Source organism: Bradyrhizobium sp. 18BD (assembly GCF_054185225.1).
The window spans coordinates 17,644-44,012 of the sequence record NZ_JAVAYL010000017.1 but is presented as its reverse complement, the minus strand read 5'-3'; the positions used below and the strand labels follow the sequence as shown (position 1 = coordinate 44,012).

Below are 26,369 nucleotides of genomic sequence, written 5' to 3'. Positions count from 1 at the left end.
ATATTTCCTTCGGCCAATAGTCCCCGTGCTCGCCTAGGCAATGCTTGACCTGATCATCGGTCATCCGTTCGAATTACGGTGACAGTGCACGTATTTGGATCGGGGCAGAATCGCGTGGAAGCCGTCGCGCGCAACACGGTGCTGAACCACGCCGGAATGCTGTCTGCTGCCGGGAGACGATGAGGACGCCGGTGGACGAGTCCGGCACGATGACACCGTACCCCTGTTTTGCCCGACGCGTCAAATCGCTTCGGAAAAACGAAATCAACCAATGAGTTCGCTACTGTGCATGGGGTTGTTTTCGGGATTTTAGTTTGTCCGCCCCGAAAGCAGCCAACCGCCACTGGTCGCCGCGCATGCGTCCCCAGCGGGAGCAGGCTCCACGCCGACCGCCAGTCCACCCGATCGATGATTTGGAAAAAATGGTCGGAGCGAGAGGATTTGAACCTCCGACCCCTAGTCTCCCAGACGAAGGCGATACCGTAACGAAGCGTAACGAGACTGAACGATCGAACCCACTGTAAACTCTTTATTGAACTGGATTTTTTGCGATTGTTCTGGCACGTTACTAACGTAGGGTAACGGGCGCTAACAGGGCAAAAGCGTTACCCCACGGCACCTCGGGGTAACGGCATGGCTAAGGCTAGGGCACTCAGCATCCAAGCGATTGAACAGCTCCGGCCGCGAGCGAAGCGGTGGGAGAAGCCAGATCCCGGCGCCCCCGGCTTGGGGATCGCGATTTACCCCAAGGGCAACATGTCTTGGGTATTCCGCTTCCGCTCGCCCAAGGAGACCGCGAACGGGCAGCGAAAGCCCAAAAAATTGACCCTCGGCACCGTGTCCACTACGCCCTCGAAAAGCGAACCGCAGATTGGGCACGCCCTCACCCCCGCGCAAGCGCGCGCCCTGGCGACCGCCGCGATGCTCGACGTACAAAGGGGCATCGATCCCACCCAAGTCCGTCGCCAGGAGAAGGCCGAAGCCAAGCGCGAGGCCACCCGCGACGACACGATCGACGCGGCCATGGTCGAATTCCTTAAGCGGTATAAGGGCCGAAAGCGCCAAGGGCTGCGCGATTCGACACGCCTACTCACTGCCCATTATTTTGGCCTGAAACCGGATCCGGAAAAGCCGGCCGAATGGATCAAGACCGGGAACGGTGTCCTTGGGAAGTGGTCGAGCCGCCCGCTTGTTTCCATCGCCAAACACGATGCGATCGTACTGCTCGACGGTTTGGTCGATTCCAGCCGCGGCGTTACCGCCAACCGCACGCTGACGGTGCTCAAGACCTTTTTCGACTGGTGTGTCGACCGCGACATGCGAGAGGCCTCCCCTGTCGCATCGCTCGACGCGTTTGCTCACGAGACCGAGCGCGAACGCAAGCTGACGGCGGTCGAAATAGTCGCAGCTTGGAAGGTCGCCGACCGGGAGGGCTATCCTTTCGGACGCCTCGTGCAATCTTTGATCTTGCTCGGTCAACGGCGCGATGAGATTCGCGAGTTGCCCCGCACCGAATTGGACTTGCAAGGCAGTCCCATCGTGCTCGACGACGGCGGCCGTTGGAATGAGCCACTATGGACCATTCCCAAGGATCGTACGAAGAACGGGCGCGAACACCTTGTGCCGCTCAGCCCGCAGGCGGTTAAGCTGTTGAAGTCCATTCCCACCATCAAAGGGAAAGGCTTGCTGTTCACGACGACAGGCAAAACGCCGATAAGCGGTCTTTCCAAGTCAAAAAAGCGCTTCGACACCGCCATGCTCGCGGAGCTGCGTAAGGACGATCCGAACGCGCAAATGGAGCCGTGGACACTGCACGACCTTCGACGGACCTTCTATTCCGGACTGCAAGCACTCGGGTTCTCCATCGAGATCGCCGAAGCATGCGTCAACCATTCATCCGGCGCCATTCGAGGTGTGGCCAGGGTCTATGCTCGCCACAAGTATCTCCGCGAAAAGACGCAGGCGTTCACCGCTTGGACTCGATACGTGGACGATCTCGTGAATGGACGGGTGGCCAGCAACGTTTTCCCGTTCCAGAGAGAGACGGCATGAGCACAGCTCCAATCGTCGAATTACTAATTGAAGTCGAGTCCATTGTGCCGACGCTCGATGGCGACGGTTTAGCGGATTGGGCGGACAAATGTTGTGACGAAATCCGCGACGCACTGATGGCCGGGAATGCTTCCGATGCAGCATGGGCCGCATGCCAGCTCGGTGAACGTCTCGCCGAGATCCGGCACCGCGGAGAAATTGTGCGACGACTGGAAAAAGCCGAAGACGAACGCGGTCGTTGGCGGCGTCGCAAGCGTGAACGGACCGCTGAACGGCGCGCGATTTTTGAGGCCGAACGCAAACGGTGCTTCTCAGATGCCGAGGCCTATAAGCGGACTGCGGTGAAGCTTGGAGTCACCGCGAAGACCATTCGTCGCGACGTGACCAACTCTTAATTAAGAACTAACGCAGACAAAGGCCTGTCAACACCAAAGTGCACTTTTGTCCCGATTGATGGCCGAATGGGACGCAGCGTGAGACCTTGTGAGTAACACATGAGGTCGCGATGTCCGCTGATGATCCCCAAGTCCTGATTTCCGCCGCGAAAGTCCGCGCGCGCTATGGCAACGTAAGCCATATGTGGATCGAACGTCGGTTGAAAGACGATCCCGACTTCCCTCCCCCTCTCTACATCGCGAAGCGTCGCTTTTGGCGTATCGCCGATCTCATCGATTGGGAGCGCGCAGTTGCCGCGCGCCGTCAGCCCATCGCGGCCTGACGTTGACAATTTCCATTCACTGCAAACCAGCAACATAAGGCTCAACATGAATTCCCGCTATTTCGACTTCCTTGAAAGCCAAGCCGCCGGCGTTTCGGACGTTGCCGTGCGCGGCGCGATGACTCGCGTTGCCAAGCTGCATCGCGAGATCCTGGCGACTACCGCCAGCGTCCGCAACAACAACGATCTGACCGCGCAGGGCCGGACGAAGGAAGCCCGTTCTCTGCTCGGCAAGCAGGCCTGGGAATTGATCCGCGCCAACGCGACCGTGCAGCGGCTCGGTGCCCGCATCAATGAGAAGCGCGCCAAGGTCCAATTGCCGGCGATCGACAAGACCGACGCGGCTGGCGCCGTGCTGCGCGGCCAGGTGCGTGACAGGCTGCCGAAGACGAGCAAGGAACTGCGAGCACTGATTCCGACCATGTCGGCGCTTTATCTGCAAACGCTGCTCGAAGCGCCCGAACTCGTCGGCGCCGATTCCGAGACGGTCGAAGCCGCACGCAGCCGCGCAATCGAACTCGTGCAGCCAGGCGCGACGGCTGCTCTGGACGCCGAGCGCGACGCGGTGCGGCTGCTGGCGAACGCCACGGGCGAATTGAGCAAGGCCGCGTGTGACTTGGCAGAGCTGCCGAACACCCGTGCGCTGACCGAATTCCTGAATCAGACCGTTCCGGACCAGCGGCACATCGAAGCCGACGTCGAACGCGAAACCGCGATCGCGGCGTAACCGAGGAGACCACCAACATGATCAAGCGCGTCACCCCCGAGCAGATCGCAACTCAGATCCCCCAGGCGCCCGCGGCTGGAGTTAACGCCGCAGCCGGCGTCACGCAACCGGAGCCGCCGGCTCAGCAGCAAATGGCAGCGCCGCTGAAGCGAGCCCTCGGGATTGACCAGCCCCGGAAAACGCCATGAACCGGCAACAGCTCGAAGCCGAACGCGAAGCGGCCGGCGCCGCCTATGTCGAGGCGGTAGCAGCGTTCCGCGAGGCGTGGGCACGCCTGGCCGCGATCGACCGCACCTTGGCAAACAGCAACGTCGCCGGGACTGAGTCTCCGCCGCGCAGTTTCCATTTCATGCGCAGCAACATGGAGCAGGCGTTGCGATCATTCCAGCACAGCGAATTCGTGCCGCGAATTTTGGTGCACGACTTCCATGACCGGGCGGTTCAGATCAGCGACAAGCAGATTGAGGAGTATAAGTAGTGCAATATTTCGAGAGCAATCCCTATCGCGCGAATGGCAACCGCCCGAACGTTCCGAGCACCGTAAAGGCTGGCCAACCAATTTGGGTCGAGCTTACCCAAGGCGAACGTGTCATCGCCAGGTCGCCAGCAAGCGACTGCGCCGGGGAAATCGCCGTCGATGCCATGGGATATCCTGGCGCTGGCGTGCAGCAGATCACCGTTCCGGCCAACGGCGTAGCGTCCCTAGGTCCGGTTGTTGACCGGGATATCGTGAAGGTCAGCGCGACGGCCGGATATATACAGGTGTCCGTGACGTGACCGAAACACTCGAAAAGATCGTGAAGGACTTCGAGGCCGAACTTCTCGCGTCCATCGCTCGCACGGCCGATGAAGCCCCGTTGCACTCGGCGGAGAAGCGCGCAACGGACCGACTGCTTGCCATCAAGGAATCGTTTCGGCAGGATGGCCGATTAGAGGAATTCTTTTCGGCATGTATCGAGATCAACGCCAAACTGAACATGGCGTTGAAAGCGGTGCGGTCATGACCGCCAACAATCTGGTCGCGTCTCGCAAGCACAATTGCATCTGGATCGCGACGGATGCCGCGGCGTACTACGACAACGGTGTCGTGAGCGAATTCCGCTCTAAAGTGCATGTCATTCCCGAGTGGCCGGCGGTGATCACCGGGCGTGGCAACACGTTCGGCAAAGATACGGCGGTCCGCGAGCTTACGCGCCGTGCTTCGAACTTCGATGAGCTGGTCGCCATCGCATCACGCGAGCTGCCTTTGATCGTCGAGAAATTCAAGCTTGATCGTCCCTTCGAGCTGAACTTGGCCGGTTTCTTCAACGGCCGACCGATGGTGTTCTTTATCCGGACTGCCGGCGGGAATGACAGCAGCGGCAGCAATTGGCCTCCCTATTTCATTCGCCTAGTGGGCTCGACGATGTTTGGGCCTTGGCCGTCCGACGAACTGATTGCGGCTTCTGGCTACATCGAGCCTGATCCTGAGGATACGCCGGAGAATATCGTGCGGAGGCTCCGCGAGTTGCTCGAACTCCAGCGGCGCACGCCGGCAGAGGACGGCTTTCCGCGGGTTGGCGGCTGGGGCGATCTGACTGTCATCAGGCCCGACGGAATCGACCAGCAGATGTTGTGTCACTGGCCACAGGACCGCGTCGGTGAACGAATGTCGGTTGAGGAGCACGCATAATGGCGCAGATCGGAATTTTCCGCGTGCGAGACGCTACGAAAGCCGCGAGCGATCAGCTGCGCGCCTGGCAGGCTCAAGGCCTCATGGATCCCAAGAATGTTGACGAATTCACCGCCGCGCTGAATTTTTCCACGAAAGCCATGGAGGATCTGAACGACCAAGCGAAGGTGGCCGGCTCCCTCCTACCGCAGTTGCAGCAAGCCTTGAACGACGCCGGCAACGCCCGCAAGCAGCTCGACTCGCTCATGGTCGAGGGCATGAGCGTGAACCGTGGGTTCTTCACCACGTTCGGCCAGCAAATTCGCCAGGGCGCGAGTGCATGGGACGCGTTCAAGTCGTCCGGCCTCGATGCATTGGGTAAGATCTCAGACAAGCTCATGCAGATGGCGGCCGACAAGCTATTCGCGTCGGCGTTCGGCGGCTCGGCGGGCGGCATCGCGTCGCTGTTCGGACTCGGCGGCACGCCCACCATGTCCGCCCCTGGCGATCTTGGAGCCGGCACGGGTGGTCTATCGTTCCCGATGTTCGCCAACGGCGGAACGCTGCGTGGCGGTTGGGGTGTGGTTGGCGAGCGCGGCCCCGAACTGATCAACGTCCATAGAGACGGCGTGACCGTCATTCCGAACAACGTCAGCAAGCCATTCATACCTGGCTTTGCTGATGGCGGCACGCTGGACAGCAATGGCGGCGTGCGCCGAATCGGCTTCGGTCAGAATGGCGCTGTGACCGTCAATGCCGGAGATACTCACATCAACATTGAGGGGAACGCGGACGAAAAGACCGTGGCCTTGATGCGCGAGGAATTGGCCCGCGATCGCGCCGCTCGGTACGCCGAGACGGTCAAGATCGTGAAGGACGCTAAGAACAGGCGGGATCTGCGATGAAACCTCAACGACGGAACGTCGAGCAGAATAGGCCGCTGAGTCAGGGGACGCTCAGACTTAGCGGCTGCGGCGGCAAGCTCGGGAGGACACTCCCCGCTGGTCGTTCGGGTAGCTGACGCGGACGCGCGTCGGTGCCCCTCTGAGGCTGATCAGAGACCACTCATTCCTTTGATCCAGCCGAGCGCTACCGGAATGAGCTGCTTCATCAGATCTTTCGCTGCGTCTGAGCTTATGTCTTTGGCGGTTTGCTCAATCTTGGCGCCAATGGTTTCCCCCGGTCCCGTGAGCGACCCCGGCGTTTTGCGGAGAGCTTCTAGTCCTTTCGACGTAAGCACCACGTCGAAGAACGCGACGCTATCATCGTCGTCTTGATGAGCAGCCTGTCCAAATCTCAGATACCCCTCGTCGGACAGCCATTGCACGGTGTGGCCATATAGCGCTTTCATCCGGTCCGGATTGTCATCGATCTCCTCTTGACCGCCGAGCGTCGGAAAAATCCCGTCGGACGTTAGGTCGGTCGGCGCCGGAAATGCATGGTAGAGGCGAGCGAAAATGTCACCTGCCAGAAGATCGAAGAACTCTTGGTTCGCGCGTATAGCCTTAGGCGATGGTCGCTGGTCCAAAATGATCGTCTCCTGCTTCGGCACCCGCGACCTTAGAGAGGAGATGCCGCGGTCCAAATATCATCGTAGGACTGCATCTTTAACGCCGAAGTCTCCTTATCGACCTCAACGAAGCTGGTCGGCGCGCGGGCGGCGAGATCCCTGAACGACTGACCAACGGTCCAAATTCTCCCGGAGTCGATCACGATAAGGCGATCATGCAAGCTCCGCTTTGGTGCAAGCTTAGCCATAACGGGCCGCGAGGTGCCGTGTTGCTTCTGCCAAGCAGCTACTGCCGGAGCGAGACTCGCCTTCACCGCCGAAGCATCTGCCAACAGTCTGATTTGCACGCCTTCGCGAATCAAGTGGGCAAAGTCAGTCAGGATCTTCTCGTCCATATAGGGATCAACGACCAGAACATCTTTTTTGAGCCAGGTCGAAGATCCGCTGGATTGCCTTTAGAGCATCGAATGCATTGCCAGCCGGAATGAAAGCTCCGGTCGCAGGCGCTGGCAACTCCATCTCGACGACAGCTAAGGCGCGGTAGAGAATGCGTTGCACTTCACCCGCAAACCAATCCCTAAACTGCGCTGCTTGGTTGATTGCGGACTTGAATTCAATGTCACCTTCGGTGCCAAGAGCCTCACTGACGAGCGCCTGCGCGCGCCCGAGCCATTGGTGCTCCACAGGCCCAAAGGGCAGATGTCCACGCGTAGGGGGAGGAAGTTTGACTGCCAGATTTGGCATGCTCTCGATGACCCTTCCCAACTGTGCATAGAGCGCGTCGGCAGACATCTTGCGGAAAGGATTCTTCATCGGGTTTCGGTGTGCGTTCGAATTACGTCGCCGGCTTAGCGGGCTTGCGTGCCGCTGCGACAGGTGCGCTCGGCGGAGTTGCTGGCGTTTCCATGCTGGCTTTCAACTCATCGAGCGTCTGCTGTGTCCGGGTTGCACCGTCGCCGCCGTTGACCGGCGTTATGCGTTCAAAAGCCGAGCCTGGGTTGGTAACGAACATGCCAGCTGCGACCACACGAGTCGTGTCGCCGATCGGCGCAAACGTGAATACGATCCGCTCGGCGGGGATGCCGTCATATTTAGATCCGAGCAGGAGAGCGGCGCCGAAGTTCTCCGAGGGCTTCTCCACCTGCAACAGGTACTCGGTATCCTTCGTTACGTTGAAGCGCTTGTCCATCGCGAGCGATAGGAGCCGCGCTTTGATTGCGGCCGTCGACGCGCGGATGGTCACCTCGGGCTTTCCGCTCGCCGTAGTCGGGCCTTCCGCGGCGGTCTGACAGCCGGCGAGAGCGACGGCCAAAACGGCCGCCATTGTGCAAGTGCGAAACATAGATGCCCCCCTAATTCGGCCATGAAAGCGCAACTTATGCGAGAAATCAACAAAAAGTCTGTGAAAATAGGGCTTTTGGAATCTGTCAACATAATCCAACGCCCGCCTGTGCTACCACTCGGTTGTGACCCTCTGGCCAGATCAAATCGCATACCCGCCCCGGGGAATGTCGCGCGACGAGGCAGCCAGATACGTCGGCGTGAGCACGACCACTTTTGACCGAATGGTGCAGGCCGGCTGGATGCCCCGGGCCGTCCGGGTATTCTCGCGCCTGATCTGGGACCGCTTGCAGCTCGACGCCGCGTTCACGGCCCTTGGTGAGCAACAGGCAAATCCGCTCGACAAGATCCTTGCCGCCGAAGACGCCTGGGAGCGCAAATACGAGGCTCGCAAGGGACGCCGCACTGCCGCAGAGGCTCAGGCTGCCGCGCTCAGCAAGCTAGACGACCTTTCGAAGGCGGCGCTTGATCAGGCCCTCGCCGAGTTGAGGGCAAAAAGCAAAGAGGCGGCGCGAGCAAAAGCCCGGCCGCCCCGCAGATCGGATAAATGAGCGACTTACTCTGGCTTTGGCAGTTTTACGCCGTGCTCTTTGGCGAGCACTTTGAACATCGCAAATGAGCGGTCGAACGCACTCTTTGCGTTGACCATCTCCTGCGCCATCGCCATGACCGTGCGGGTCGTGAATTCCTTGTCAGTTTTCGATGCCATCAGTCTTCCCTTTCCCCAAAGTGGACTCAATCCGTCCTGCAGATAACTGTAGGGAAATGTTTTCCATCGTCAACGATATTTGTTGGCGACACGTCAACTTTTTCTGTTGACGATTGTCGGCGCCGTCAGTTCAATGCCGGATAGGTAGTGGAGTGAGTAACGATGCAAATAACCGGTGCACAGGTTCGAGCCGCGCGGGCCTTCCTGAAATGGACGATTGCCGACCTTGCTACGGCGGCCGATGTTGGGATCTCCACGGTTCAGGAAATCGAGAAGGTCGAACCGCGCGCGGTATCTGGTCATTGGCGTGTCAATGCCCGCGAAGAAGCACTTGAAAAGATTCGACGCGCCTTAACCGCCGCTGGCATCACCTTCTTGCCGGCCAATGCTCAAGGTGTGGGAATTCGGGGGAGCTTACCGCCCGTTCAGTGATCGCGCGACGACCTGCGACGTTAAGCGACTTTTTAGGAATCGAGCGCATCGTTGCGCTGTCAATGAACCCGCCAAAGGCTGCCTGCCTGCGGCGGGATTTTTTGCGTTCGGAAACAGGAGTGCATCCATGCTGACTGTTGAAGAATTCTGCCGGCGATATCGCATCCACCGGGCCACTTTCTATCGGCGGTGCGCAGAAGGCAAAGGCCCGCGTGTCGTCAAGATCGGGAAATGCACCCGCATCAGCGAGGCCGCGGCAGCCGATTGGTTAGCGGCGCGCGAGTCTGCTCCCGCAGTCTGAACTCTCACAAAGGAAAACGGAAATGAAAATCGGACAAGTCAAGAAATGGAACGCCGAACGAGGCTTCGGCTTCATCGTGACCGACGGGCATGATGTCTTTTGCCATGTCACCGCCCTGCCCGTTGGTGTCAAGTCACTCGAAATCGGGTCACACGTGGGCTTCGAAATCGAGATCGGCTCGCGGACCGGCAAGCCGCAAGCGGCAAATGTGCGGATCGTCTGACGTGAGCAGCGAAATCGATCTCGCCATCGAGCACGCGGTCGAGCTGCTGCACCGTCACTGCGAACTCTATCGCAAGGAAATCGTGTGCGAGCCGTCGGCTTGGAATCGCCGCGCGAAAGAACTCGCCGAAAATCTGGCTTGGCTCACCTTCTGTCGAGAACAGCGGTTGCCTTGGTCGCCGAAGACGCTTCCGCCGAAGTGTCCCCCGCCGCCGCCATTGCTCCGTTGAAAACGAAAGAGCCCAACGCGGTGGCACGCGCCGGGCTCTGTATTCACCTGACCGCGCCATTGGAGGGCGCAATCAATGAATCTACAGTATACTGTCAGTCTGGAAACCGCAACCGATTTTCTCAACTTCGCCGAACAGTATGGATTGGCGCTGCACGAGGTGCACGCAGGTGATAAGAACCCGGTCGGCGCCGGGTGGCAGCATCTCCATTCGTCAGATTCATCCGCCTGGCGTGGTTGGCTGACCGCTGGCCGCAACATCGGTCTGCATCCGGGGGCGTCACGGATTGCGGTGCTCGACATTGAAGCTGGCAAGCAAGAAATCGCTGAGGCTTGGTTTCTAAGGATCACCGGCTATGCGCTGCCGGAGCCGCATGTGCGGACGCCATCAGGTGGAACGCACACCTATTTTCGTCTCGCCGACGCCACGGGACTGACTACCCTGCGAGAAAAGGACACCGGTTGGGGTGATTTGATCGTCGGCAACGGCAACGCAATGTGCGCGCCGAGTTACTTCGCCAATCCGAAAAATGACAATCACAAAAGAGCCGGCCATTACGAATGGCTAGAAAACGAAACGCTCTACGACGGTGAAATTCTCCGCTCCGCATGGCCGAAGCGTGTAGAGCGCGCCGCCGTGGCTCCCGCGCTTGACGGTTATCGCATCGAGGAGGTGGCGTGGTGGATAGATCGCAAGACAGCTTCCGGCGAGTGGGATTTGTCTCAGCTTGATTGGACGATGCTCGGCGCCGCACTGAAGCTACATTTCGGCAGTGCCGGCCTCGAACTGTTTCAGCGAATGAGCCACGATCCGGACCAAGCAGCGAAGCGTTTCGACAAATTCCCCGCCGAGTATTCCGAAAGCGACCGGACTCTCTACTGGTATCTAGAGCGCGACCGGGACATCACTTGGATGTTTCGACACTCATTCGGCTGCCCGCGCCCGCTGCTTTGTCCCGTTCCGTTTCCGATTCCCGCCGAGATCCTCGAACAACACAAACGCGAGCGCGAGCAGTATCATGCGGCGATGCTTGGTCCGCTGCCGGATCATCCCGAATTGCCGATCGACCAGGCGAACGCGCTCACCGATTATTGGGCGCATCTGCCGTCGGGTAAAATGATCTACGAGCGCACAGGCGAGCTTTTCAACGCCGGCAGCGTCGATAAGCACATTGGCCGCGTCAAAGATGCCATGAAAACGGAAGGCCCCGGGACGCTGGCGACAACCTGGCTGTCTCAGCATCGCTTCGTCAAGTCGATGGGCTGGGCGCCCGGTGAACCCAAGGTGATCGATGGGATGGTGCTAACCATCGATGGCTGGATCCGCAGCCCGGGAGATAAAACGTTCAATCGCTACGTTCCGCCTCACATCGACCGCATCGAGGGCGACGTTTCGAAGTGGCTGAATCACATCAGCGCGATCTATCCCGGCGAAGCCGATCACATCGTCCGGTGGCTTGCTCACCGCGTACAGCGGCCCGGCGACAAGGTGAACCACGCTCTCGTCTTCATCGGCCCACAGGGTATCGGCAAGGATACCATCCTAAAGCCGGCAGTCACGGCGATCGGATCGCACAATTTCAAGCAGATCACCGCAAAGACCTTTTTCAATTCGGAATGGAACGATTACCTACAGTCGGTCATCCTCCGAATTAACGAAGTCCACGACCTCGGCGGCGAGTCTCGATACGGGTTTTACGACGCCACCAAAGACGTGATAACCAACCCGCCGGAAGCTCACCGGATCAACACAAAGCACGTTCCGCAGTACGCCGCGGTGAATGTCTGCGGCGTGATCATGACGTCGAACCACATCGACGCGCTGTATCTCGCTCCCGACGATCGTCGGCACTTCGTCTGCGTCTCGACGCGGACACAGGAAGATTTCACTCCAGCATATTGGGACGACATCAACGGGTGGTTCGAGAACGGCGGTAACGAAGCGGTCGCTCACTACCTGGCCAATCTTGACCTGCGCGCGTTCAATGCGAAGGCGCCCCCGCCGAAGACGGCGGCATGGCACATGGTTGTTGCGGCCGGCGTCGCGCCGGAGAGCGGCGATCTCTCGGACGTGATCGAAAGCATGGGCAAACCAGACGCGCTCACGCTACAGATGGTCAAGGCTCGCACGCCTGGTGACAGTCAACTCCGCTTGCTTTTCGAGGACGCCAAGCTCCGTCGGGCGATCCCGAAGCGTCTTGCTGAATGCGGCTATGTGGCCATTGCGAACCCCGAGGCGCGCGACAGCGGCGGCCGGTGGCGTATGCCCGGGTGCAAAACAACGATCTACGCTCGTCAAGCGCTGGCCGAACCGGATCGACTGGCAGCAGCCCGAGTGCTCAGTGCAAGCGCAGTGGCGCCGCCGCCGATACCGTTGAGGCAGTGAACTGGGCGGTTGGGCGTGGTGGGCGCGGTTTGTTATGTTGTCAGAGTCTGAGTTCACTAATGTGTAGACAGAGAAATAGAGAGAAAAATAAGCACAAGAGAAACCGTGCCCATTGCGCCCAACCGCCCAGCGATACGGCGTCGGTGGTGAGCGCTGATTGTAGCATTCCTGAAAATCTACAGCGCGAATTACCTGTTGGGCGCCGCTTTGATTACTCGCGATGCTCATCCTTGCTTGAAATGCTGGAAGCAATGCTCACGACTTCTTGCTTGGCCTTTTCACGACACTGGCCAATGAGAGGACAAGTCACGGTCATGATCTTCGACGCGGCAACTATGGGCTTCGTCACTATCTTCGACACTGAAGAAACAATGGATTCCAGGTCGCTCGTAAGACCTGCCGCGCGTTTGACCGCAGCATCCCAAGATGAGGTTTGGGATTGAGGGTCCAGCTTGTACGCAGTGCTGACACGGCTAGCAGCCGAAGCTTTTTGGCTGGACTCCCAAGCTTTAGCAATCAGTGCCTGAACTTCGCGCTCAACTGCAGGTGATGCGGCGCGCGCCGTCGACCATACGGAGGTGCAGAGTATTAACGCGAGAACAAAGCTAAATGCCCTGAACATTCGACCCTCCCGCTTCTGTATTTCGCTATTTGGCGATCTTACTCCCGGTGACCGGTGTCGAAGGTGAGGTGGATCACAGTGCGTCGCAACAGCGCATCAATTCGCGCGCTCTTGCTCACTCGATCGCGCCGCTTTGCTCACTTGATTCGACGCGCTTTAGTTTTACTGACTAGTGCTCCGTTATGTCTCGTTACTAACGTTGCAGCACTTTTGCTGATTCACGAATTTTTCGGTATGCTGGGGTAATCATCAGGGTAATCGAAACGCAATTCGCGTGGCCAAATCGCAGGTGAGTTGAGTAATGGGCAAGACCGGCCCGAAGTGTTCTATCTGCTCTCACAAGTCCCGGCATCAGATCGAGATTGGACTCGCGCACGGCATTGCGCATAACGCCCTCGCCCGCCGCTTCAACGTCAGCGCCGATGCCGTCGGCCGGCACGCCGCCAACCATGTCAGCCCGGCGCTGCGCGCGGCGATCCTGACCGCACAGAAGCCCTCCGAGATCGATCTAGACGCCCTACAGGTGAGCGAGCAGGAAGGCTTGCTGTCGCAGCTCGTGCACCAGCGCGCCAGGCTCCAGCAGCATGTAGCCACCGCGATCGATTTCAGCGACATCAAAGCGGCGATCAGCGCGGAAGGCGCCATCACCGCCAATCTCGCCCTGGTCGGTAAGCTGCTCGGCATGATCGTGCAGCGCCATGATGTGCGGTCGACGTCGCTCCTGATCAGCGCGGACTACCTGGCCACGCGCCAGGCGATCGTAGCCGCTCTACGACCCTTCCCTGAGGCTGCGCGCGCCGTGGGCGCGGCCCTCCACAGGATGGAGACGGACGCGGCCGCTGCGATCACCGCACGCGCTAGCAAGCCGCCCCTGCTCATTGAGGCTAAACCCGCCGTACCACCCTGCCCGGTACCCGCTCCATGCTGATGGCACGCGACATAGCACGCGCATTGGATCCGGCTTTGCTCGCTGTCGACGCGGATATCGAGCTGGACGACTGGCAAGCCGAGTTCGTGCGCTCCGAGGCGCCGCAAACGGCCATGCTGATCCCACGGCAGCACGGCAAGACGGAGGCCGCAACGATCAAGTCGCTTTCCGTCGCCACCACCGAGCCGGACAGCCTAATCTTGATTGCGTCGCCAGCGCAGCGCCTTTCCGATGAGTTTGTTCGTCGATCGCGGAAGACCTATGGCCGCCTGGCTGACGCCCCGGCTCTTGTGGGCGATGCAGCGCGCCGTATCGAATTCGAGAACGGGAGCCGCATCCTTGCCCTCCCCGGCGACAACGACGGCGACACGCTCCGCGGTCTCGCGCGCGTGCGACTTGCGATCATCGACGAAGCTTCGCGCTGCTCCGACGAATTGATCACCGCAATCCGCCCCATGCTGGCCACTCACCCGCGCGCGCAGCTCGTCTATCTCTCGACGCCCGCCGGCAAGCGCGGCGCCTTTTACGAGACATGGTTCGCGAACGATCCGGACTGGCACCGCATCCGCGTTGAACTCGGATCCTGCTCACGCATCACACCCGAATTCTTGGCACGCGAACGCAAGAACCTTGGCGAGACGAAATTCCGGCAAGAGTACCTGTGCGAATTCCTCGACACAGAAGACGCAGCATTCTCGGCCGCGATCATCGACGCAATATTCACCAATGAGGTTCGACCGCTATGGACGTGATCACGACCCCCGACGGATGGAGGAGCATCTACGCCCGCCCGGTCGACCGCTGGTTTGTTGGCGTCGACCTTGGCCAAAGCACGGACCCGACCGCAATCAGCGTCATGAACCATCGTGTTGTGCCTCTTGACGGTTGGGATCTGAACGAAAAGACGCAAACGCGCCGCCAGAAAAGAAACGCCCGTTTCGATGTACGGCATCTAGAGCGCCTACCGCTCGGCATGTCCTACCCGCAGCAAATTCAACGCGTGGTCAATCTGCTAGCGCGGCCGCCGCTGGACGCACTCAAACCAAAGCTGGTCATTGATGAAACGGGCGTTGGTCGACCGGTTGGCGACATGTTCGATGCTGCCGGGCTTCACCCGAACAGGATCACGATCACCGCAGGATTGGAGGCGACGCAGCACGGCGCCAAGACCTGGCACGTGCCCAAGGGATTGCTGATCTCGAACCTTGAGGCCCACTCGCACAGTGGAGAACTGCGCATTGCCGCGACGGCGAACGATGCAGCGGCCTTGAAGGACGAACTGAAAGACTTCAAACGGAAGATTTCGGAGGCCGGCCGCACAACGTATGCGGCACGCGTCGGCGCTCACGATGACTTGGTGCTCTCGGTCGCCATTACGCTATGGATGGCGACTCAGGGACCGTCGTTCAGTCGGGAGCCGTTGCGGATCTAAAGACCGAACTTAGAGCGGACGTAGTCGACGACCAGCGTGACGATTCCCATTCGCTTGATCCATCGCCACACAATCGGCCCCACCGACCGCGCGACCTCAAACCAGTACATGCGACGCGCTTGAGAATCCCCGAACCGTTCGGCGTTCCGTTGGAACATCTCTTCGAGATCGCCGAGCAGTGCTTGGGCGGAGTTCTTCGGTGCGATGAACGCGAGTAAGAAAGCCGCCACTGCGGGTGGCGTCGAGCGTTTCGGCGGCGACGTGGATTGCTGCGACGCTTTGTCCAAGCAATCCTGCGCCGCCTCTATCATTGCTCTGAGCTTTTTGTGCTCGCTCCGCGCCGATTCAATCTGTTTCTGAATGAAGAGATTGCCGAGTGCGACTTTCATCACCTTGCTATCGTAGTAGGTGATCCAGACGCCATTGCCCTGCTTGTCGTCTTCCCCGTCCGTGTCAGTCACGCCATGGCTCCTGCCAGTTTCGTCCCTGCGCGCAGCCGGTCCAGCGCGGAGAGTGATGCATTGAGGGCTGCCTGCCCCTTACCGGTAATCTCAAAGAACATCTTCGCTCGGCCGCCGCGTTCTGCGGTTGCCTGACCTTGCTTGCTCTGGACGAACCCCTTCTTCTCCAGAGTTTCGAGAGTCGCGTAGATCGTCGCCATCGGAACTGCTTTGTTCAGACGCTTTTCCAGTTCCTCGTAGATGGAGACGCCATACGCGTCGGGCTGCTTACGCAAAATTGCGAGCATTACGACTTGCTCCGTCTGCTTGAGGGTGGTTTCCATGATTCGCCTTCTTCGCCATGTGTGCTTGCTTGTTTGATTTTTGCTTCCCGGGTTCCTCGACCGGTATCTTCCAATATATAGAAGAAATTGAAACCGTCAATCTTCCAGAACTTGGAAGATATTCACAGCTTAAATCGGCTTTGAAGCCGTTACCCTACCCGTTACCCCGAGGAAAATCCGGATGCCCTGAAATCCGGCTAAATATTGGTCGGAGCGAGAGGATTTGAACCTCCGACCCCTAGTCTCCCAGACTAGTGCGCTAACCGGGCTGCGCCACGCTCCGAACGTCGTTCCATTAGCTAGGATCGCTGCTTTGCGCAAGGCGAGGTCACACCATTTTGGTGTGTTGCCTGAATGGGCCCGGCGCCCAAAGCGCCCGGAACTGCCTGCAAGGCCGCCCGAACGGCCCCTAGCCGTCCTTCAGCGCCTGATCCAGCATCTCCCTGCAGGCAACGAGGTCGGCGAGCACCCGTCCGAGGCGCTCCCGGTCCAGCGCGCTGGGGCCGGCCGGCGCGGCGGCCGAGCCGCCCTTGCGGAAGGTGGTGAGGATTTCCTCGTCGTCGACCTCCGTGAAGCGGAAGTCGATGCCTTCCTCCTCATCGCCCTGGTAGTCGTCATCGTCGGCGTCAGTGATGCCCTTGATCGGCGCCTCGTCCTCGGGCTCCATCAGGCTCTGCCCGATGGCGTCCTCGATGGCGCCGAAGGAGACCGCGGCCGAGCCGTCGGCGAGGCCCTGCACCGATTTGACGCCGTGCTCCTTCAGGATCCGCTGCACGCCGCGGATGGTGTAGCCCTCCCCGTAGAGCAGCCGGCGGATGCCCTTGAGCAGGTCGACGTCGTCGGGGCGGTAATAGCGGCGGCCGCCGCTGCGCTTCATCGGCTTGATCTGGGAGAAGCGGGTCTCCCAGAACCGCAGCACGTGCTGCGGAATGTCGAGTTCCTGCGCTACTTCGCTGATGGTTCGGAACGCATCCGGCGCCTTGTCCAAATGCCTAATCCTTCGCGCGAGACGGACTTACGCCTCCGGTTGAGCCTTGCTGGCGTCGCCGTTGCCGCGGTGCTGGGTGTTGATCCGCTGCTTCAGAATCGCCGACGGCTTGAACACCATGACACGGCGCGGCGAGATCGGCACCTCGGTGCCGGTCTTCGGATTGCGTCCGATCCGCTGCCCCTTCTTGCGCACCATGAAGGAGCCGAACGAGGACAATTTCACCGTCTCGCCCTTTTCGAGGCAGTCGGTGATCTCCTTCAGCACGAGTTCCACGAACGCAGACGATTCCGTCCGCGACAGGCCCACCTTCTGGTAGACGGCTTCGCAGAGATCGACACGCGTTACGGTTTTACTTTGATCGGTCATCGCCCTGCCCCACATCACGGCGAACAATTGTTGTCTGAAATTATGAGGTTACGATACGGCGGTCAACAGCGCTCATCAATGCAGACGCATCGATAATGGCGGCAAATTCCGGCAAAATTTTATCGATTGTGGCTCTACCAGCGCACCAGCGCCGAACCCCAGGTGAAGCCGCCGCCCATGGCCTCCAGCAGGACCATGTCGCCGCGCTTGATGCGGCCGTCCTTGCGCGCCACCGCCAGCGCCAGCGGGATCGAGGCGGCCGAGGTGTTGCCGTGACGGTCCACCGTCAGCACCACCTTCTCGGGCGCGATGTGCAGCTTGTGGGCGGAGGCGTCGATGATTCGCTTGTTGGCCTGGTGCGGCACGAACCAGTCGATGCCGTCGGCATTGAGCCCGGTCGCCTTGAAGGCGTCGACGATCACGTCCGTGATCATGCCGACCGCATGCTTGAAGACCTCGCGGCCCTCCATGCGCAGATGGCCGACGGTCTGGGTCGAGGACGGCCCGCCGTCGACGAACAGTTTTGCCTTGTGGCGGCCGTCGGAGCGCAGATGCGTGGTGATGATGCCGCGGTCGGTCGCGGGATTGCCCGGCTGCTCCTGCGCCTCCAGCACGACCGCGCCGGCGCCGTCGCCGAACAGCACGCAGGTGCCGCGGTCGTTCCAGTCGAGGATGCGCGAGAAGGTCTCGGCGCCGATCACCAGCGCGCGCTTGTAGGCGCCGGTGCGCAGGAAATTGTCGGCGGTGGCGAGCGCGAACACGAAGCCCGAGCAGACCGCCTGCAGGTCGAAGGCCGCGCCGTGGTTGATGCCGAGCGCGTGCTGCACGGCGACGGCGCTGGCGGGGAAAGTGTTGTCGGGCGTCGAGGTCGCCAGCACGATCAGCTCGATCGACTGGGCGTCCACGCCGGCATCGGTGAGCGCGGCCTGGGCCGCCTTGGTCGCCAGGTGCGAGGTGAACTCGCCCTCGGCCGCGATGTGCCGCTCGCGAATGCCGGTGCGCTGCACGATCCACTCGTCGGACGTGTCGATACGCGCCGCCAACTGGGCGTTGGTCACCACCTGCTCCGGCAGATAAGAGCCGCAGCCCAGCACGACCGAACGAATTTGAGTCACGAAACATCCTCCGGCGCGGTCTGCACGGAACTGAGTGCACCACCCTCGCGGTTGAGCATCTGATTGATCTTGTTCAGGAGATCGTAGTGAGCCATCTCATAGCCAACATCGATCGCATAGGCAAAGCCTTCGGCGTTGGTTCCGCCATGGCTCTTGACCACGATCCCCTTCAGTCCCAGCAGCACGCCGCCATTGGACTTGTTGGGGTCCATCTTGTCGCGCAGGGCCTGGAAGGCGCGGCGGGCAAAGAGATAGCCCAGCCTGGACAACCAGCTCCGCTGAATCTGGTTACGGAGTAAGTCCGCCATCTGGCGCGCGGTTCCTTCGGCGGTCTTGAGCGCGATATTGCCGCTGTAACCCTCGGTCACGATGACGTCGGCAACCCCCTTGCCGATGCCGTCGCCCTCGACGAAGCCGATATAGTCGAGCTCGGGCAGGTTCCGCGCACGCAGGATCTCGCCGGCTTCCCGGATCTCCTCGTGCCCCTTGACCTCCTCGGTCCCGATGTTGAGCAGGCCGACCGTGGGGCGCTTCTTGTTGAACAGCACGCTCGCCTTCGCAGCGCCCATGACCGCCATCGACACCAGATGGTGCGCATCGCCGCCGATGGTGGCGCCGAGGTCGAGCACGACGGTCGAGCCGCGCCTGCTCGGCCAGATCGCGGAGATGGCCGGGCGGTCGATGCCCGGCAGCGTGCGCAGATGGAAGCGCGACATCGCCATCAGCGCGCCGGTATTACCGGCGGAGACCGCGACATCGGCCTCGCCCTTCTTCACCGCATCGATGGCGAGCCACATCGAGGAGGTTCTGCGGCCGCGCCGCAGCGCCACGCTCGGCTTGTCCGAGCCGCTGACGGCCACGTCGGTATGGACGATCTTCGAAGCGGCCTTGAGCTCGAGGTGCTTCTCGAGCTCGGGTTCAATCCTGGCGCGGTCCCCGACCAGCAGGAATTCGGTGTCGCGATGCCTGCCGAGCGAAATGGCGGCGCCCGGAATGACCACGGCGGCGCCGTCGTCGCCCCCCATGGCGTCAAGCGCGATGCGAACCTTGCTAGGCATGAAAGTCCTGGAAACCTGGGTCTGGTGCGGCCTTGAACGAGTGGGGCCGAAAAATGGGTTCGCCATGGACATGGCGACCGGCCAAGCGCCACGCCGCGCCCGGACCGGGGCGCGACAATAGCGTTTTGTTATCCCGAAACAACCTCTTGCCCCCAGCCTTTTGCACGCGGGACGATCCGGCGGCGGACCAGCGAATTCACAAGGAAATACATAGAAATCAAGAGGATAAGCAGGTCTCCCAAACCACTCCCGCAAACGCCTCACGCCGCGTCACAAGGTGGTCTTACGGGGAATGCCCAGCTATTAGCCCTTCTTCTTGCCCTTCTTGTTGTCCTGAAGCGCCTTCAGCGCGGCAAACGGGTGGTCCTCGGGATCCGGTGCCGTGACCTCGGCCTCGAACACGGCCCCCTCCTTGCGCGGATAGGGGTCGATCGCCAGGAACAGCGCATCGGTGGCGAGCCGGCCGAGGTCGATGATGCCATTGACGATCGCCTCCGGGGGATCGGCGACCTCCGGCGGCTCCTCGTCGTCCTCGATCAGGTCGGCAAGGCGTCGCGCCTCGGCCTCGGGGGCGAATATCAGATCCACCTCCTCCTCGATCTCGTTCTCGATCGGATCGAGCGTGACCACGCAGGTCTGGCCGATCCGGGCGCGGACCAGCCCCGTGACCTGGACCCGGCCGCCGCTTTTCGGCACGACGTCGAGATCGGCCTGGGCGGAGAGGACCTCCCGCAAGCCGGCAAGCTCGGCCATGGCCTGCCGTTCAGCGGCGGAGGCCTCGAGCTTGCGATGCAGGCCGGTGTCCGGAATCTGCGCGACGATGACCGGCGACCGCCAGGGATCGGGCTTGGTTTCGGCGTTGGGTCGGCTCATGGCATCACATCCTCAGAAAGCGCCGGGGGAAACTTGAAGGACGCACGCAGCAGCGCGGCCTCATCGGTCCGGCCGAGATCGGCCTCCGTCGCCCGGGCGTAGGCCGCGAGCTGCCGCGCATGGTCCACGCCGGTCCCGTTCAGGATATTCTTGCAGATCGCCGCCGCCAGCGCCTCGCCACCGGCGTCCACCGCCTGGTCATAGGCTTGCACCCGGCCGTAAAAGGCCTCGCCGAACGCCTTCATCCGCTTCGGCACGGTCTGGTCGCCGACCCCCATCTCGCGCAGATTGTCGTCCATGTCCTCGCAGAAGCGATCGAACAGCGCCTGCGACAGCTCCGTGGCGCCCTGAACCGTGCGCAGGCGGCGCAGCAGCAGCCAGAGATGCAGCAGCAACAGATCGAAACGCCCGTTAACCGTATCCGGCACGCTCAAGTCCCGGTAAAATATGGGTTCTCGCGCCTGCGTCACGATCATGCCATAGATGGCTTCAATGGTGCCCTGAGGGGTTAGCCGGGGTTTCCTGAAGTGATTGAACGGCCAAAGCATTGTGGTTTCCGCAAGCGGGCGCGCGCGTGTTGCATTCAGAGCCCCCGCCCGGTACTTCAGCGCCTCGCGCGACGCAAGGGGACGGAATCAGTTCCACGATGACCATAACGAACCAGACCAGCCCGCGCGCAACCAAGCGGCGCGGCCTTCATGCACGCTGGCGCGGCTTGCGCATGGCCGCGGCCGTAGCCCTGGTCGGCGTGGCGCTCGCGGGCTGCACCGGCGAGCAGTTCCAGAAAGGCTACATCCTGCCGCCCGGCGCGCTGGAGCAGATTCCGATCGGCGCAAGCCAGGATCAGGTGCTGATCGTGATGGGCACGCCCTCCACGGTCGCGACCCTCGACGGCGAGGTCTTCTATTACATCTCGCAGCGCTCCGAGCGCATGGTCGCCTTCATGAACCAGAAGGTGGTCGACCAGCGCGTCATCGCGATCTATTTCGACAAGAACCGGCGCGTGCGCCGCTTGGCGAATTACGGCCTGCAGGACGGCAAGATCTTCGACTTCATCAGCCGCACCACGGCGACGTCGGGTCAGGAGATGAGCTACCTCGCACCGCTGTTCAAGCTGCTCAGTTTTAACTGAGCATTCAGCCTGCGGCGTCGTGCCGCTCTCCGCGCGGCACTTGGCCTCGCGTGCGACTTGCCGTTGCGCGCCGGGTTCCATACGCTCCCTGCAAAACAAGAAGCAGGGAGTAGATTCGTGCCCACCAAATTTTTGTCTCGTCGCCAAGTGCTCTCCGGTGCTGCCGGCATCTCGGCCGCAGCGATCCTGCCGCGATCGAGCCTGGCGGACTGGAAACCGACCGAAACCGTTCGCGTCATCGTGCCGGCTGCGGCCGGCGGCTCGACCGACGTCATGGGCCGGCTGCTGGCCGCCCATCTGCAAACCGCCTGGGGCCAATCGGCCGTCGTGGAAAACCGCTCCGGCGGCGGCGGCACGATCGGCACCGCCGAGGTGGTCCGCGCCAAGCCCGATGGACAGACCATCCTGGTCGGCAATCCCGGGCCGAACGCGATCGCCTACAGCATCTTCAAGAACCTGACCTACAAGCCGGACCAACTCCAGCCGGTCTCCAACATGATCCGGATCCCGAACATCGTCTCGGCGCATCCGAAGACCGGCATCAAGTCGGTCGCCGAGTTGATCGCCTATCTCAAGGCCAACCCGGACAAGCTCAGCTACGCCTCTTCGGGCGTGGGCCAGAGCCCTCACCTCACCGGCGCATGGTTCCTCCAGCTCACCGGGCTGAAGATGACCCATATTCCGTTCCGCGGCGCCGGCCCCGCGCTGCAGGCCGCACTCGCCGGCGACATCCAGATCTTGTTCGACAATCTCTATCCGAGCCTGCCGCAGGTGCAGAACGGCACCCTCACCGGCCTCTGCGTCACCACGCCGGAGCGCAGCGACCTCGCCAAGGAGCTGCCGACCATGCGCGAGAGCGCGCCGGAGCTGGCCAATTTCGACGTGTCGTCCTGGTTCTCGGTGTTCCTGCCGAAGGGCGTGCAGCCCGCCGTGCTCGAAGCGCTCAACCTCCAGGTCAAGGCGATGCTGGAGCGCGACGACATCAAGAAGAACATCGCCGCCATGGGCGCGCGCGCCGACTACGGCACGCCGGAACAGTTCGCCGCCTTCGTGGACGCCGAGACGAAGAAATTCGCCGGCATCATCCAGAAGGAAGGGCTGCAGATGAACGTGCAGTAGACCCCTCGGGCGCGGCGCAGCGGACAACGCTGTGCCGCACCTGCGGCTGCGTCCGGATCATGTTTCAGGCGGGCTCGGCCGACGGCTGTCCCACCAGAGTGGCGATGGCCGAAATCGAATCCAGCCGCGTCAGATCGAAACCAATGTCAGAGAAATTGATCCCGTATTCGACCTCGATGCTCATGATCAGCTCGACCGCGTCGAGGGAATCGAGACGCCCGCTGGTAAACAGCAGATCGTCGTCGCTCAGCGGCGAACTGTCGCCCTTCATGAGGAGGCGCTGCGTAATGTAGTGCCGCATCCGCGATCTGATTTCAGGGCGCTCCGTCGTGATCATGTCGTTACTCCCAGGAGATAGAACAGGAACTCGGCGCGCTGCCAGAGCGAATGCTCGCGGTCCAACGGCGCGTCGAAAATGTGAATGAGACAGAAGAAGCCTGAGACCCACAGGCAAGGCAGCAAGCGGCCGCGCAACCAACGTCGCTGCGCCGGTTGCGGCGCGCGACGGATCTGCGAGAGCCCTACGCTGATGGCCAGGACGAATGTGTAGAACGCGTGTGACTGCACGCCGATCACGGCTCGCCCAAGCCCCATTTCGCCGACGAAGTGAATGTCGCGTATGAAATGGAACAGCAGGTTGCCGACACATGCCGCGGCAAAGGTGGCGAAGAACATGCGAAGCCGGCGGTGGCCGCGGAAATAGCGAACAAAGGTCGGGTAGAAGAAATGATCGACCAGCAGTTCCTTGTAGTAGAAGTAATAGCGGTTCCAGAACTCGGCGAGCGTCGCTGACTCCAGGGGACGATAGGTGTTGCGCAACAGCCGAAAGCCGGCAAGCCGCGCCGTCGCGACGATGATGCCGCCGAACACCGTCATGCCCAGCAGATCATTGGCAAAGAAGACCACAACGCTGGCCCACCCCACGAGCCGCGACTGGGGATGACCTGCGAGATACTGCAGCAAATTGTCGTCGAACAGCGGAAGCCGCAACTGACCGTGGACGAGTTCGGCGAGGCAGATCTTGGCGACCGCCAGGATCAGGCACCAGGCTGCAAGCTTGACACCCTTGAGCTGCGTAACGGCGAGCTCCTCCGGTTTCTTCGCCTCGAAGCGGCGGAGGTAGGACAGTCCCTTCCCGAATGGCGTCAGCGTCGATCCCCAGAACGGATGAAAAACGCTCAAGCGCTGCCACACCGGAGATCGCTCCTTGCCGGCGTCGGCCAGACCGTAGGCCAGGAACCACAGGTATGGCTGGAACGTCATCAGGAATGACCAGAGCAGAACGCGCGGCGTGCCAGCCATGAACGTGGCCTGCGTCAGGACAACGAGCACCAGGAATGCGAGCAGCAGGCTCAGCGTCGGTCGGCGGAGCACGATGGCGCCTGCCCCCTGCATCGCCAGCAGGCCCGCGAACAGCGCGAACGTCACGACCACCATGGCTGCTTCAAGCAGCGGCTGATTGATTTGGTCCGCAACGCCTTCGTTGAGCGCCAACTGCCCGAGAAACGCCCGGTCGACCAGGAAGCCGCTGCGGCAAAGCAAGAGCAAGGTCGCGAGAAAAATCATGACTCGCCGGTATCGCCCGGCGTAGGCGCACGCCAACGCCAGACCTGCAGCCGAAAAGTCGATACCGATCTGCCAGAACAGCGCCGCAAGCAGCCCGACCGCGAAGCACAGCAGCACGCGGCCGCCAGTGTCCTGAACACCTGCCACAAATTTCGGGTCGCGATCGATTTGAGGGATCAACCGCCACGACGGCTTCACGCGCAAACCCGTGGCCGCATAGTCGTAAGGTTGGCTCTCGACGCTCATCGGACGACGCGTGCGGACGCTGCGGGCTTTGACATTTACGACGCCCTTGCGGCTGCTTCACCAAGCAGCGATGCCACCGAACGCCTGTCAGCCTTGCCATTGGCGTTGACGGGAATGTCTTCCAGCCAGATGAACCGGCTCGGCACCATGTAGGCGGGAAGACGCGCGGCGCAGTGCTGGCGCAGATCGCTTTCCGTCATTCTTGCACCCGCATAGGCGGCCAGCAGCCGGCTCGCGCCACCGGCATCGTGAAGCACCACGGCGAGCGCACGGGTGACGCCCTTGCAAGCCACCAGCGCGTGATCGATCTCCTCGAGCTCGACCCGGTAGCCCCGAAGCTTGACCTGATTGTCGGCACGACCACGAAAGCGGAGCACGCCGCTTTCAGCATCAGCCTCCACGAGATCGCCGCTGCGATAAAGGATCGATCGATAACCCTCGATCAACGGATCCTGACGGAAACGGCGGGCCGTCTCTTGCGGATTGTTGATATAGCCAAGCGCTACGCCCGGGCCTCCCAGCCAAAGCTCGCCGGCCGTGCCTGGGGGAACCTGCGTCATGTCTTCGTCCAGAATTCGGTAGCTGAAATTGGGGTTGAGCTTCCCCAGGGGCGCCAACCCATCGGTGGTGTCAAAGGTCGATTCGACGATCTCGAAACCGCTACAAATGCAGCTTGTTTCCGTCGGGCCGTAGCAATTGATCAGCTTCGCCTTGCCGGCAAACGCGTCATGGAAGCGGCGAAGCCGCGCCAGCGGAAATCCCTCGCCGCCGAACATGAACCGGCTGACGCTTGGCAGCCATTCGGGACTGAGAAGGTGCATGGAGTCCAGGAACATGAACAGCGTCGGCACGGCGAAGAAGAACGTGCACTGATGCTTCGTGATCTCCGACACCAGCTCTGCAGGCGGCCGTCCCTTCAGCGCATCGAGCGCGACGATCGCCGCCCCGTTCAGCAATCCGGCGTAGATGTCGAAGACCGAATTGTCGAAGTAGATCGGATTGACATTCGTCAACCGGTCGCCGGGCCCGATGCCAAGATCGCGCTTCGCCCATTCGATCAGGTGAAGCACCCCTTGATGGGGAATGACCACTCCCTTCGGTTCGCCCGTCGATCCGGACGTGAACATCACGTAGGCAGGATCGGCCCCCGTGATCAGCGATGTTGGCGGCAGATTGCCGTCATCGAGGCCCGACACGGCATCGCGCAGAGCCGCCCGGGCACCGGCATCGCCGACCAATGCTCGTTTGCCCAATCCCTCGCGCACGCTGACGACCAGCGCGGGCCGGCATCGCTCCAGCATCAGGCGTGCGCGTTCCGCGGGAGCGGCCGGATCAAGAAACGCATACGGCGCTCCGATCTTGATGCAAGCCATGGCGAGCGCATAGGCCTCGGCCATCTTCGGCAGCTCGAGACACACCACGGCGCCCTTGTCGACGCCCTGCGATGTCAGCCATCGCGCAAGCCGGTTTGCCGAACTGTTGAGGTCGGAAAAAGTGTAGCTCTCGCCTTCGCAGATCAGGGCGATTGCGTCCGGCGAGCAAGCCGCGACCTCTTCGAAACGCAGCGCGAGATTATGGGCAGCCATGATCATGCCTCGACCAATTCACAGGTCTTCGCAGCGATCGAGCCTCGCCGGTTCAGTGCAATCATGACGGGGCGCTATGCGACGAGAGCGATGTTGAACTGGCGGCCGTCGTGGCCCTGTTCGACGCCAAGCTTGTTCACGGGGAGTGAGATCAACCGAACCTCCTCTTACAGACGGCGGGCAACGCATGTTGAGAGCGCATCGCGCCGAACACGCGATGAGAGGCCCCAAAACGCGCGTGCTGCGGAAATTCGCTGAAAAAAAGCCGCCGAA

At 61.2% G+C, this 26,369-nt stretch carries 38 protein-coding genes and 1 tRNA gene; 21 read left to right on the top strand and 18 right to left on the bottom strand.

The features are described from left to right. Positions 1–633: 633 nt before the first annotated feature. The 10 genes from RAD16_RS27680 (at position 634) to RAD16_RS27635 (ending at position 6,053) form a co-directional block, all read left to right on the top strand. Positions 634–2,052: a tyrosine-type recombinase/integrase gene (locus RAD16_RS27680; protein ID WP_458161001.1), complete on the top strand. Its 1,419-nt coding sequence runs from the start codon at positions 634–636 to the stop codon at positions 2,050–2,052. Beyond that, on the top strand, positions 2,049–2,447 hold the full coding sequence (locus tag RAD16_RS27675) for a hypothetical protein (protein WP_458161000.1): 399 nt from the start codon (positions 2,049–2,051) through the stop codon (positions 2,445–2,447). The genes RAD16_RS27680 and RAD16_RS27675 overlap by 4 nt, the downstream gene beginning before the upstream one ends. A 110-nt stretch (positions 2,448–2,557) precedes the next feature. Next, positions 2,558–2,770, top strand: a complete 213-nt coding sequence (locus RAD16_RS27670; RefSeq protein WP_458160999.1) for a hypothetical protein — start codon at positions 2,558–2,560, stop codon at positions 2,768–2,770. Continuing rightward, positions 2,739–3,497: a hypothetical protein gene (locus tag RAD16_RS27665; RefSeq protein WP_458160998.1), complete on the top strand. Its 759-nt coding sequence runs from the start codon at positions 2,739–2,741 to the stop codon at positions 3,495–3,497. The genes RAD16_RS27670 and RAD16_RS27665 overlap by 32 nt, the downstream gene beginning before the upstream one ends. A 17-nt stretch (positions 3,498–3,514) precedes the next feature. Further along, a complete protein-coding gene (locus RAD16_RS27660; RefSeq protein WP_458160997.1) occupies positions 3,515–3,685 on the top strand; it encodes a hypothetical protein in 171 nt (56 codons plus the stop codon). Continuing rightward, on the top strand, positions 3,682–3,975 hold the full coding sequence (locus RAD16_RS27655; protein ID WP_458160996.1) for a hypothetical protein: 294 nt from the start codon (positions 3,682–3,684) through the stop codon (positions 3,973–3,975). The genes RAD16_RS27660 and RAD16_RS27655 overlap by 4 nt, the downstream gene beginning before the upstream one ends. Continuing rightward, a complete protein-coding gene (locus RAD16_RS27650) occupies positions 3,975–4,274 on the top strand; it encodes a hypothetical protein (protein WP_458160995.1) in 300 nt (99 codons plus the stop codon). Before RAD16_RS27655 ends, RAD16_RS27650 begins: the two co-directional genes overlap by 1 nt. After that, entirely contained in the window at positions 4,271–4,501 is a 231-nt protein-coding gene (locus RAD16_RS27645; RefSeq protein ID WP_458160994.1) for a hypothetical protein, read from the top strand. The genes RAD16_RS27650 and RAD16_RS27645 overlap by 4 nt, the downstream gene beginning before the upstream one ends. After that, the gene (locus tag RAD16_RS27640; RefSeq protein ID WP_458160993.1) at positions 4,498–5,169 is read left to right on the top strand and encodes a hypothetical protein; all 672 of its coding nucleotides are present in this window, start codon (positions 4,498–4,500) and stop codon (positions 5,167–5,169) included. The genes RAD16_RS27645 and RAD16_RS27640 overlap by 4 nt, the downstream gene beginning before the upstream one ends. Next, positions 5,169–6,053, top strand: coding sequence for a hypothetical protein (locus tag RAD16_RS27635; protein WP_458160992.1), 885 nt, complete (start codon positions 5,169–5,171; stop codon positions 6,051–6,053). Before RAD16_RS27640 ends, RAD16_RS27635 begins: the two co-directional genes overlap by 1 nt. Positions 6,054–6,202: 149 nt before the next feature. Here RAD16_RS27635 and RAD16_RS27630 read toward each other — a convergent pair whose 3' ends face one another. The 4 genes from RAD16_RS27630 to RAD16_RS27615 are packed head-to-tail and all read right to left on the bottom strand — an operon-like array spanning position 6,203 to position 7,901. Next, on the bottom strand, positions 6,203–6,700 hold the full coding sequence (locus RAD16_RS27630) for a hypothetical protein (RefSeq protein WP_458160991.1): 498 nt from the start codon (positions 6,698–6,700) through the stop codon (positions 6,203–6,205). Positions 6,701–6,708: 8 nt separating this feature from the next. Continuing rightward, positions 6,709–7,053 carry a hypothetical protein gene (locus RAD16_RS27625; protein ID WP_458160990.1) on the bottom strand — a complete coding sequence of 115 codons (345 nt, stop codon included), beginning with the start codon at positions 7,051–7,053 and terminating at the stop codon, positions 6,709–6,711. Positions 7,054–7,060: 7 nt separating this feature from the next. Next, complete coding sequence (locus RAD16_RS27620) at positions 7,061–7,471, bottom strand: hypothetical protein (RefSeq protein ID WP_458160989.1); 411 nt, start codon at positions 7,469–7,471, stop codon at positions 7,061–7,063. A 22-nt stretch (positions 7,472–7,493) separates the two neighbouring features. Next, positions 7,494–7,901: a hypothetical protein gene (locus RAD16_RS27615; protein ID WP_458160988.1), complete on the bottom strand. Its 408-nt coding sequence runs from the start codon at positions 7,899–7,901 to the stop codon at positions 7,494–7,496. Between the two features lie 298 nt (positions 7,902–8,199). On the opposite strand from RAD16_RS27615, the gene RAD16_RS27610 reads away from it, so the two are divergent. Then, positions 8,200–8,550: a hypothetical protein gene (locus tag RAD16_RS27610; RefSeq protein ID WP_458160987.1), complete on the top strand. Its 351-nt coding sequence runs from the start codon at positions 8,200–8,202 to the stop codon at positions 8,548–8,550. 5 nt (positions 8,551–8,555) lie between these two features. Here RAD16_RS27610 and RAD16_RS27605 read toward each other — a convergent pair whose 3' ends face one another. Continuing rightward, positions 8,556–8,708, bottom strand: a complete 153-nt coding sequence (locus RAD16_RS27605; protein WP_458160986.1) for a hypothetical protein — start codon at positions 8,706–8,708, stop codon at positions 8,556–8,558. 162 nt (positions 8,709–8,870) lie between these two features. Between RAD16_RS27605 and RAD16_RS27600 the strand changes: the two genes are divergently transcribed. The 5 genes from RAD16_RS27600 (at position 8,871) to RAD16_RS27580 (ending at position 12,278) form a co-directional block, all read left to right on the top strand. Continuing rightward, positions 8,871–9,140 (top strand): transcriptional regulator, encoded by a 270-nt coding sequence (locus tag RAD16_RS27600; RefSeq protein WP_458160985.1) that lies wholly within the window; start codon positions 8,871–8,873, stop codon positions 9,138–9,140. A gap of 127 nt (positions 9,141–9,267) precedes the next feature. Next, positions 9,268–9,441 carry a helix-turn-helix transcriptional regulator gene (locus RAD16_RS27595; RefSeq protein ID WP_458160984.1) on the top strand — a complete coding sequence of 58 codons (174 nt, stop codon included), beginning with the start codon at positions 9,268–9,270 and terminating at the stop codon, positions 9,439–9,441. 22 nt (positions 9,442–9,463) lie between these two features. Then, on the top strand, positions 9,464–9,664 hold the full coding sequence (locus tag RAD16_RS27590) for a cold-shock protein (RefSeq protein WP_458160983.1): 201 nt from the start codon (positions 9,464–9,466) through the stop codon (positions 9,662–9,664). A gap of 1 nt (position 9,665) precedes the next feature. Beyond that, entirely contained in the window at positions 9,666–9,893 is a 228-nt protein-coding gene (locus RAD16_RS27585) for a hypothetical protein (RefSeq protein WP_458160982.1), read from the top strand. 75 nt (positions 9,894–9,968) lie between these two features. Further along, positions 9,969–12,278 carry a bifunctional DNA primase/polymerase gene (locus RAD16_RS27580; RefSeq protein WP_458160981.1) on the top strand — a complete coding sequence of 770 codons (2,310 nt, stop codon included), beginning with the start codon at positions 9,969–9,971 and terminating at the stop codon, positions 12,276–12,278. 211 nt (positions 12,279–12,489) lie between these two features. Here RAD16_RS27580 and RAD16_RS27575 read toward each other — a convergent pair whose 3' ends face one another. Continuing rightward, positions 12,490–12,900: a hypothetical protein gene (locus RAD16_RS27575; RefSeq protein ID WP_458160980.1), complete on the bottom strand. Its 411-nt coding sequence runs from the start codon at positions 12,898–12,900 to the stop codon at positions 12,490–12,492. 301 nt (positions 12,901–13,201) lie between these two features. On the opposite strand from RAD16_RS27575, the gene RAD16_RS27570 reads away from it, so the two are divergent. From RAD16_RS27570 to RAD16_RS27560, 3 genes are read left to right on the top strand one after another with little or no spacing between them, the layout of a single operon-like run. Further along, positions 13,202–13,828: a hypothetical protein gene (locus RAD16_RS27570; protein ID WP_458160978.1), complete on the top strand. Its 627-nt coding sequence runs from the start codon at positions 13,202–13,204 to the stop codon at positions 13,826–13,828. Beyond that, positions 13,822–14,580 carry a phage terminase large subunit gene (locus tag RAD16_RS27565; protein ID WP_458160977.1) on the top strand — a complete coding sequence of 253 codons (759 nt, stop codon included), beginning with the start codon at positions 13,822–13,824 and terminating at the stop codon, positions 14,578–14,580. The genes RAD16_RS27570 and RAD16_RS27565 overlap by 7 nt, the downstream gene beginning before the upstream one ends. Further along, on the top strand, positions 14,571–15,260 hold the full coding sequence (locus RAD16_RS27560; RefSeq protein WP_458160976.1) for a hypothetical protein: 690 nt from the start codon (positions 14,571–14,573) through the stop codon (positions 15,258–15,260). Before RAD16_RS27565 ends, RAD16_RS27560 begins: the two co-directional genes overlap by 10 nt. Here RAD16_RS27560 and RAD16_RS27555 read toward each other — a convergent pair. The 9 genes from RAD16_RS27555 to RAD16_RS27515 all read right to left on the bottom strand — a co-directional run bounded on the left by RAD16_RS27555 (position 15,257) and on the right by RAD16_RS27515 (position 20,995). After that, positions 15,257–15,721: a permease prefix domain 2-containing transporter gene (locus RAD16_RS27555; RefSeq protein WP_458160975.1), complete on the bottom strand. Its 465-nt coding sequence runs from the start codon at positions 15,719–15,721 to the stop codon at positions 15,257–15,259. The genes RAD16_RS27560 and RAD16_RS27555 overlap by 4 nt on opposite strands. After that, positions 15,718–16,044 (bottom strand): PadR family transcriptional regulator, encoded by a 327-nt coding sequence (locus RAD16_RS27550; protein WP_458160973.1) that lies wholly within the window; start codon positions 16,042–16,044, stop codon positions 15,718–15,720. Before RAD16_RS27550 ends, RAD16_RS27555 begins: the two co-directional genes overlap by 4 nt. Before the next feature lie 205 nt (positions 16,045–16,249). Then, positions 16,250–16,327 (bottom strand) — tRNA-Pro (locus RAD16_RS27545). Positions 16,328–16,453: 126 nt separating this feature from the next. Continuing rightward, on the bottom strand, positions 16,454–17,032 hold the full coding sequence (locus RAD16_RS27540; RefSeq protein ID WP_458160972.1) for a MerR family transcriptional regulator: 579 nt from the start codon (positions 17,030–17,032) through the stop codon (positions 16,454–16,456). Between the two features lie 27 nt (positions 17,033–17,059). Then, positions 17,060–17,401, bottom strand: a complete 342-nt coding sequence (locus RAD16_RS27535) for an integration host factor subunit alpha (RefSeq protein WP_028152484.1) — start codon at positions 17,399–17,401, stop codon at positions 17,060–17,062. A 134-nt stretch (positions 17,402–17,535) separates the two neighbouring features. Further along, complete coding sequence (locus RAD16_RS27530) at positions 17,536–18,516, bottom strand: beta-ketoacyl-ACP synthase III (protein WP_458160971.1); 981 nt, start codon at positions 18,514–18,516, stop codon at positions 17,536–17,538. Further along, the gene (gene plsX, locus RAD16_RS27525) at positions 18,513–19,574 is read right to left on the bottom strand and encodes a phosphate acyltransferase PlsX (protein WP_458160970.1); all 1,062 of its coding nucleotides are present in this window, start codon (positions 19,572–19,574) and stop codon (positions 18,513–18,515) included. Before plsX ends, RAD16_RS27530 begins: the two co-directional genes overlap by 4 nt. A gap of 303 nt (positions 19,575–19,877) precedes the next feature. Further along, complete coding sequence (locus tag RAD16_RS27520; RefSeq protein WP_458160969.1) at positions 19,878–20,447, bottom strand: YceD family protein; 570 nt, start codon at positions 20,445–20,447, stop codon at positions 19,878–19,880. Continuing rightward, positions 20,444–20,995 carry a ubiquinol-cytochrome C chaperone family protein gene (locus RAD16_RS27515; protein WP_458160968.1) on the bottom strand — a complete coding sequence of 184 codons (552 nt, stop codon included), beginning with the start codon at positions 20,993–20,995 and terminating at the stop codon, positions 20,444–20,446. The genes RAD16_RS27520 and RAD16_RS27515 overlap by 4 nt, the downstream gene beginning before the upstream one ends. A 98-nt stretch (positions 20,996–21,093) precedes the next feature. Here RAD16_RS27515 and RAD16_RS27510 point away from each other — a divergent pair, with 98 nt between their 5' ends. Both RAD16_RS27510 and RAD16_RS27505 read left to right on the top strand, forming a co-directional pair. After that, positions 21,094–21,579, top strand: a complete 486-nt coding sequence (locus tag RAD16_RS27510) for an outer membrane protein assembly factor BamE (protein ID WP_458160967.1) — start codon at positions 21,094–21,096, stop codon at positions 21,577–21,579. Between the two features lie 117 nt (positions 21,580–21,696). Then, a complete protein-coding gene (locus tag RAD16_RS27505; RefSeq protein WP_458160966.1) occupies positions 21,697–22,698 on the top strand; it encodes a Bug family tripartite tricarboxylate transporter substrate binding protein in 1,002 nt (333 codons plus the stop codon). A gap of 64 nt (positions 22,699–22,762) precedes the next feature. Here RAD16_RS27505 and RAD16_RS27500 read toward each other — a convergent pair whose 3' ends face one another. Genes RAD16_RS27500 through RAD16_RS27490 form a run of 3 tightly spaced genes read right to left on the bottom strand, consistent with a single transcriptional unit; the run spans position 22,763 to position 26,096 of the window. Next, positions 22,763–23,035, bottom strand: coding sequence for an acyl carrier protein (locus RAD16_RS27500; RefSeq protein WP_458160965.1), 273 nt, complete (start codon positions 23,033–23,035; stop codon positions 22,763–22,765). Continuing rightward, positions 23,032–24,510, bottom strand: coding sequence for a hypothetical protein (locus RAD16_RS27495; RefSeq protein WP_458160964.1), 1,479 nt, complete (start codon positions 24,508–24,510; stop codon positions 23,032–23,034). The genes RAD16_RS27500 and RAD16_RS27495 overlap by 4 nt, the downstream gene beginning before the upstream one ends. Before the next feature lie 35 nt (positions 24,511–24,545). Further along, a complete protein-coding gene (locus RAD16_RS27490; RefSeq protein WP_458160963.1) occupies positions 24,546–26,096 on the bottom strand; it encodes an amino acid adenylation domain-containing protein in 1,551 nt (516 codons plus the stop codon). Between the last annotated feature and the right edge of the window lie 273 nt (positions 26,097–26,369).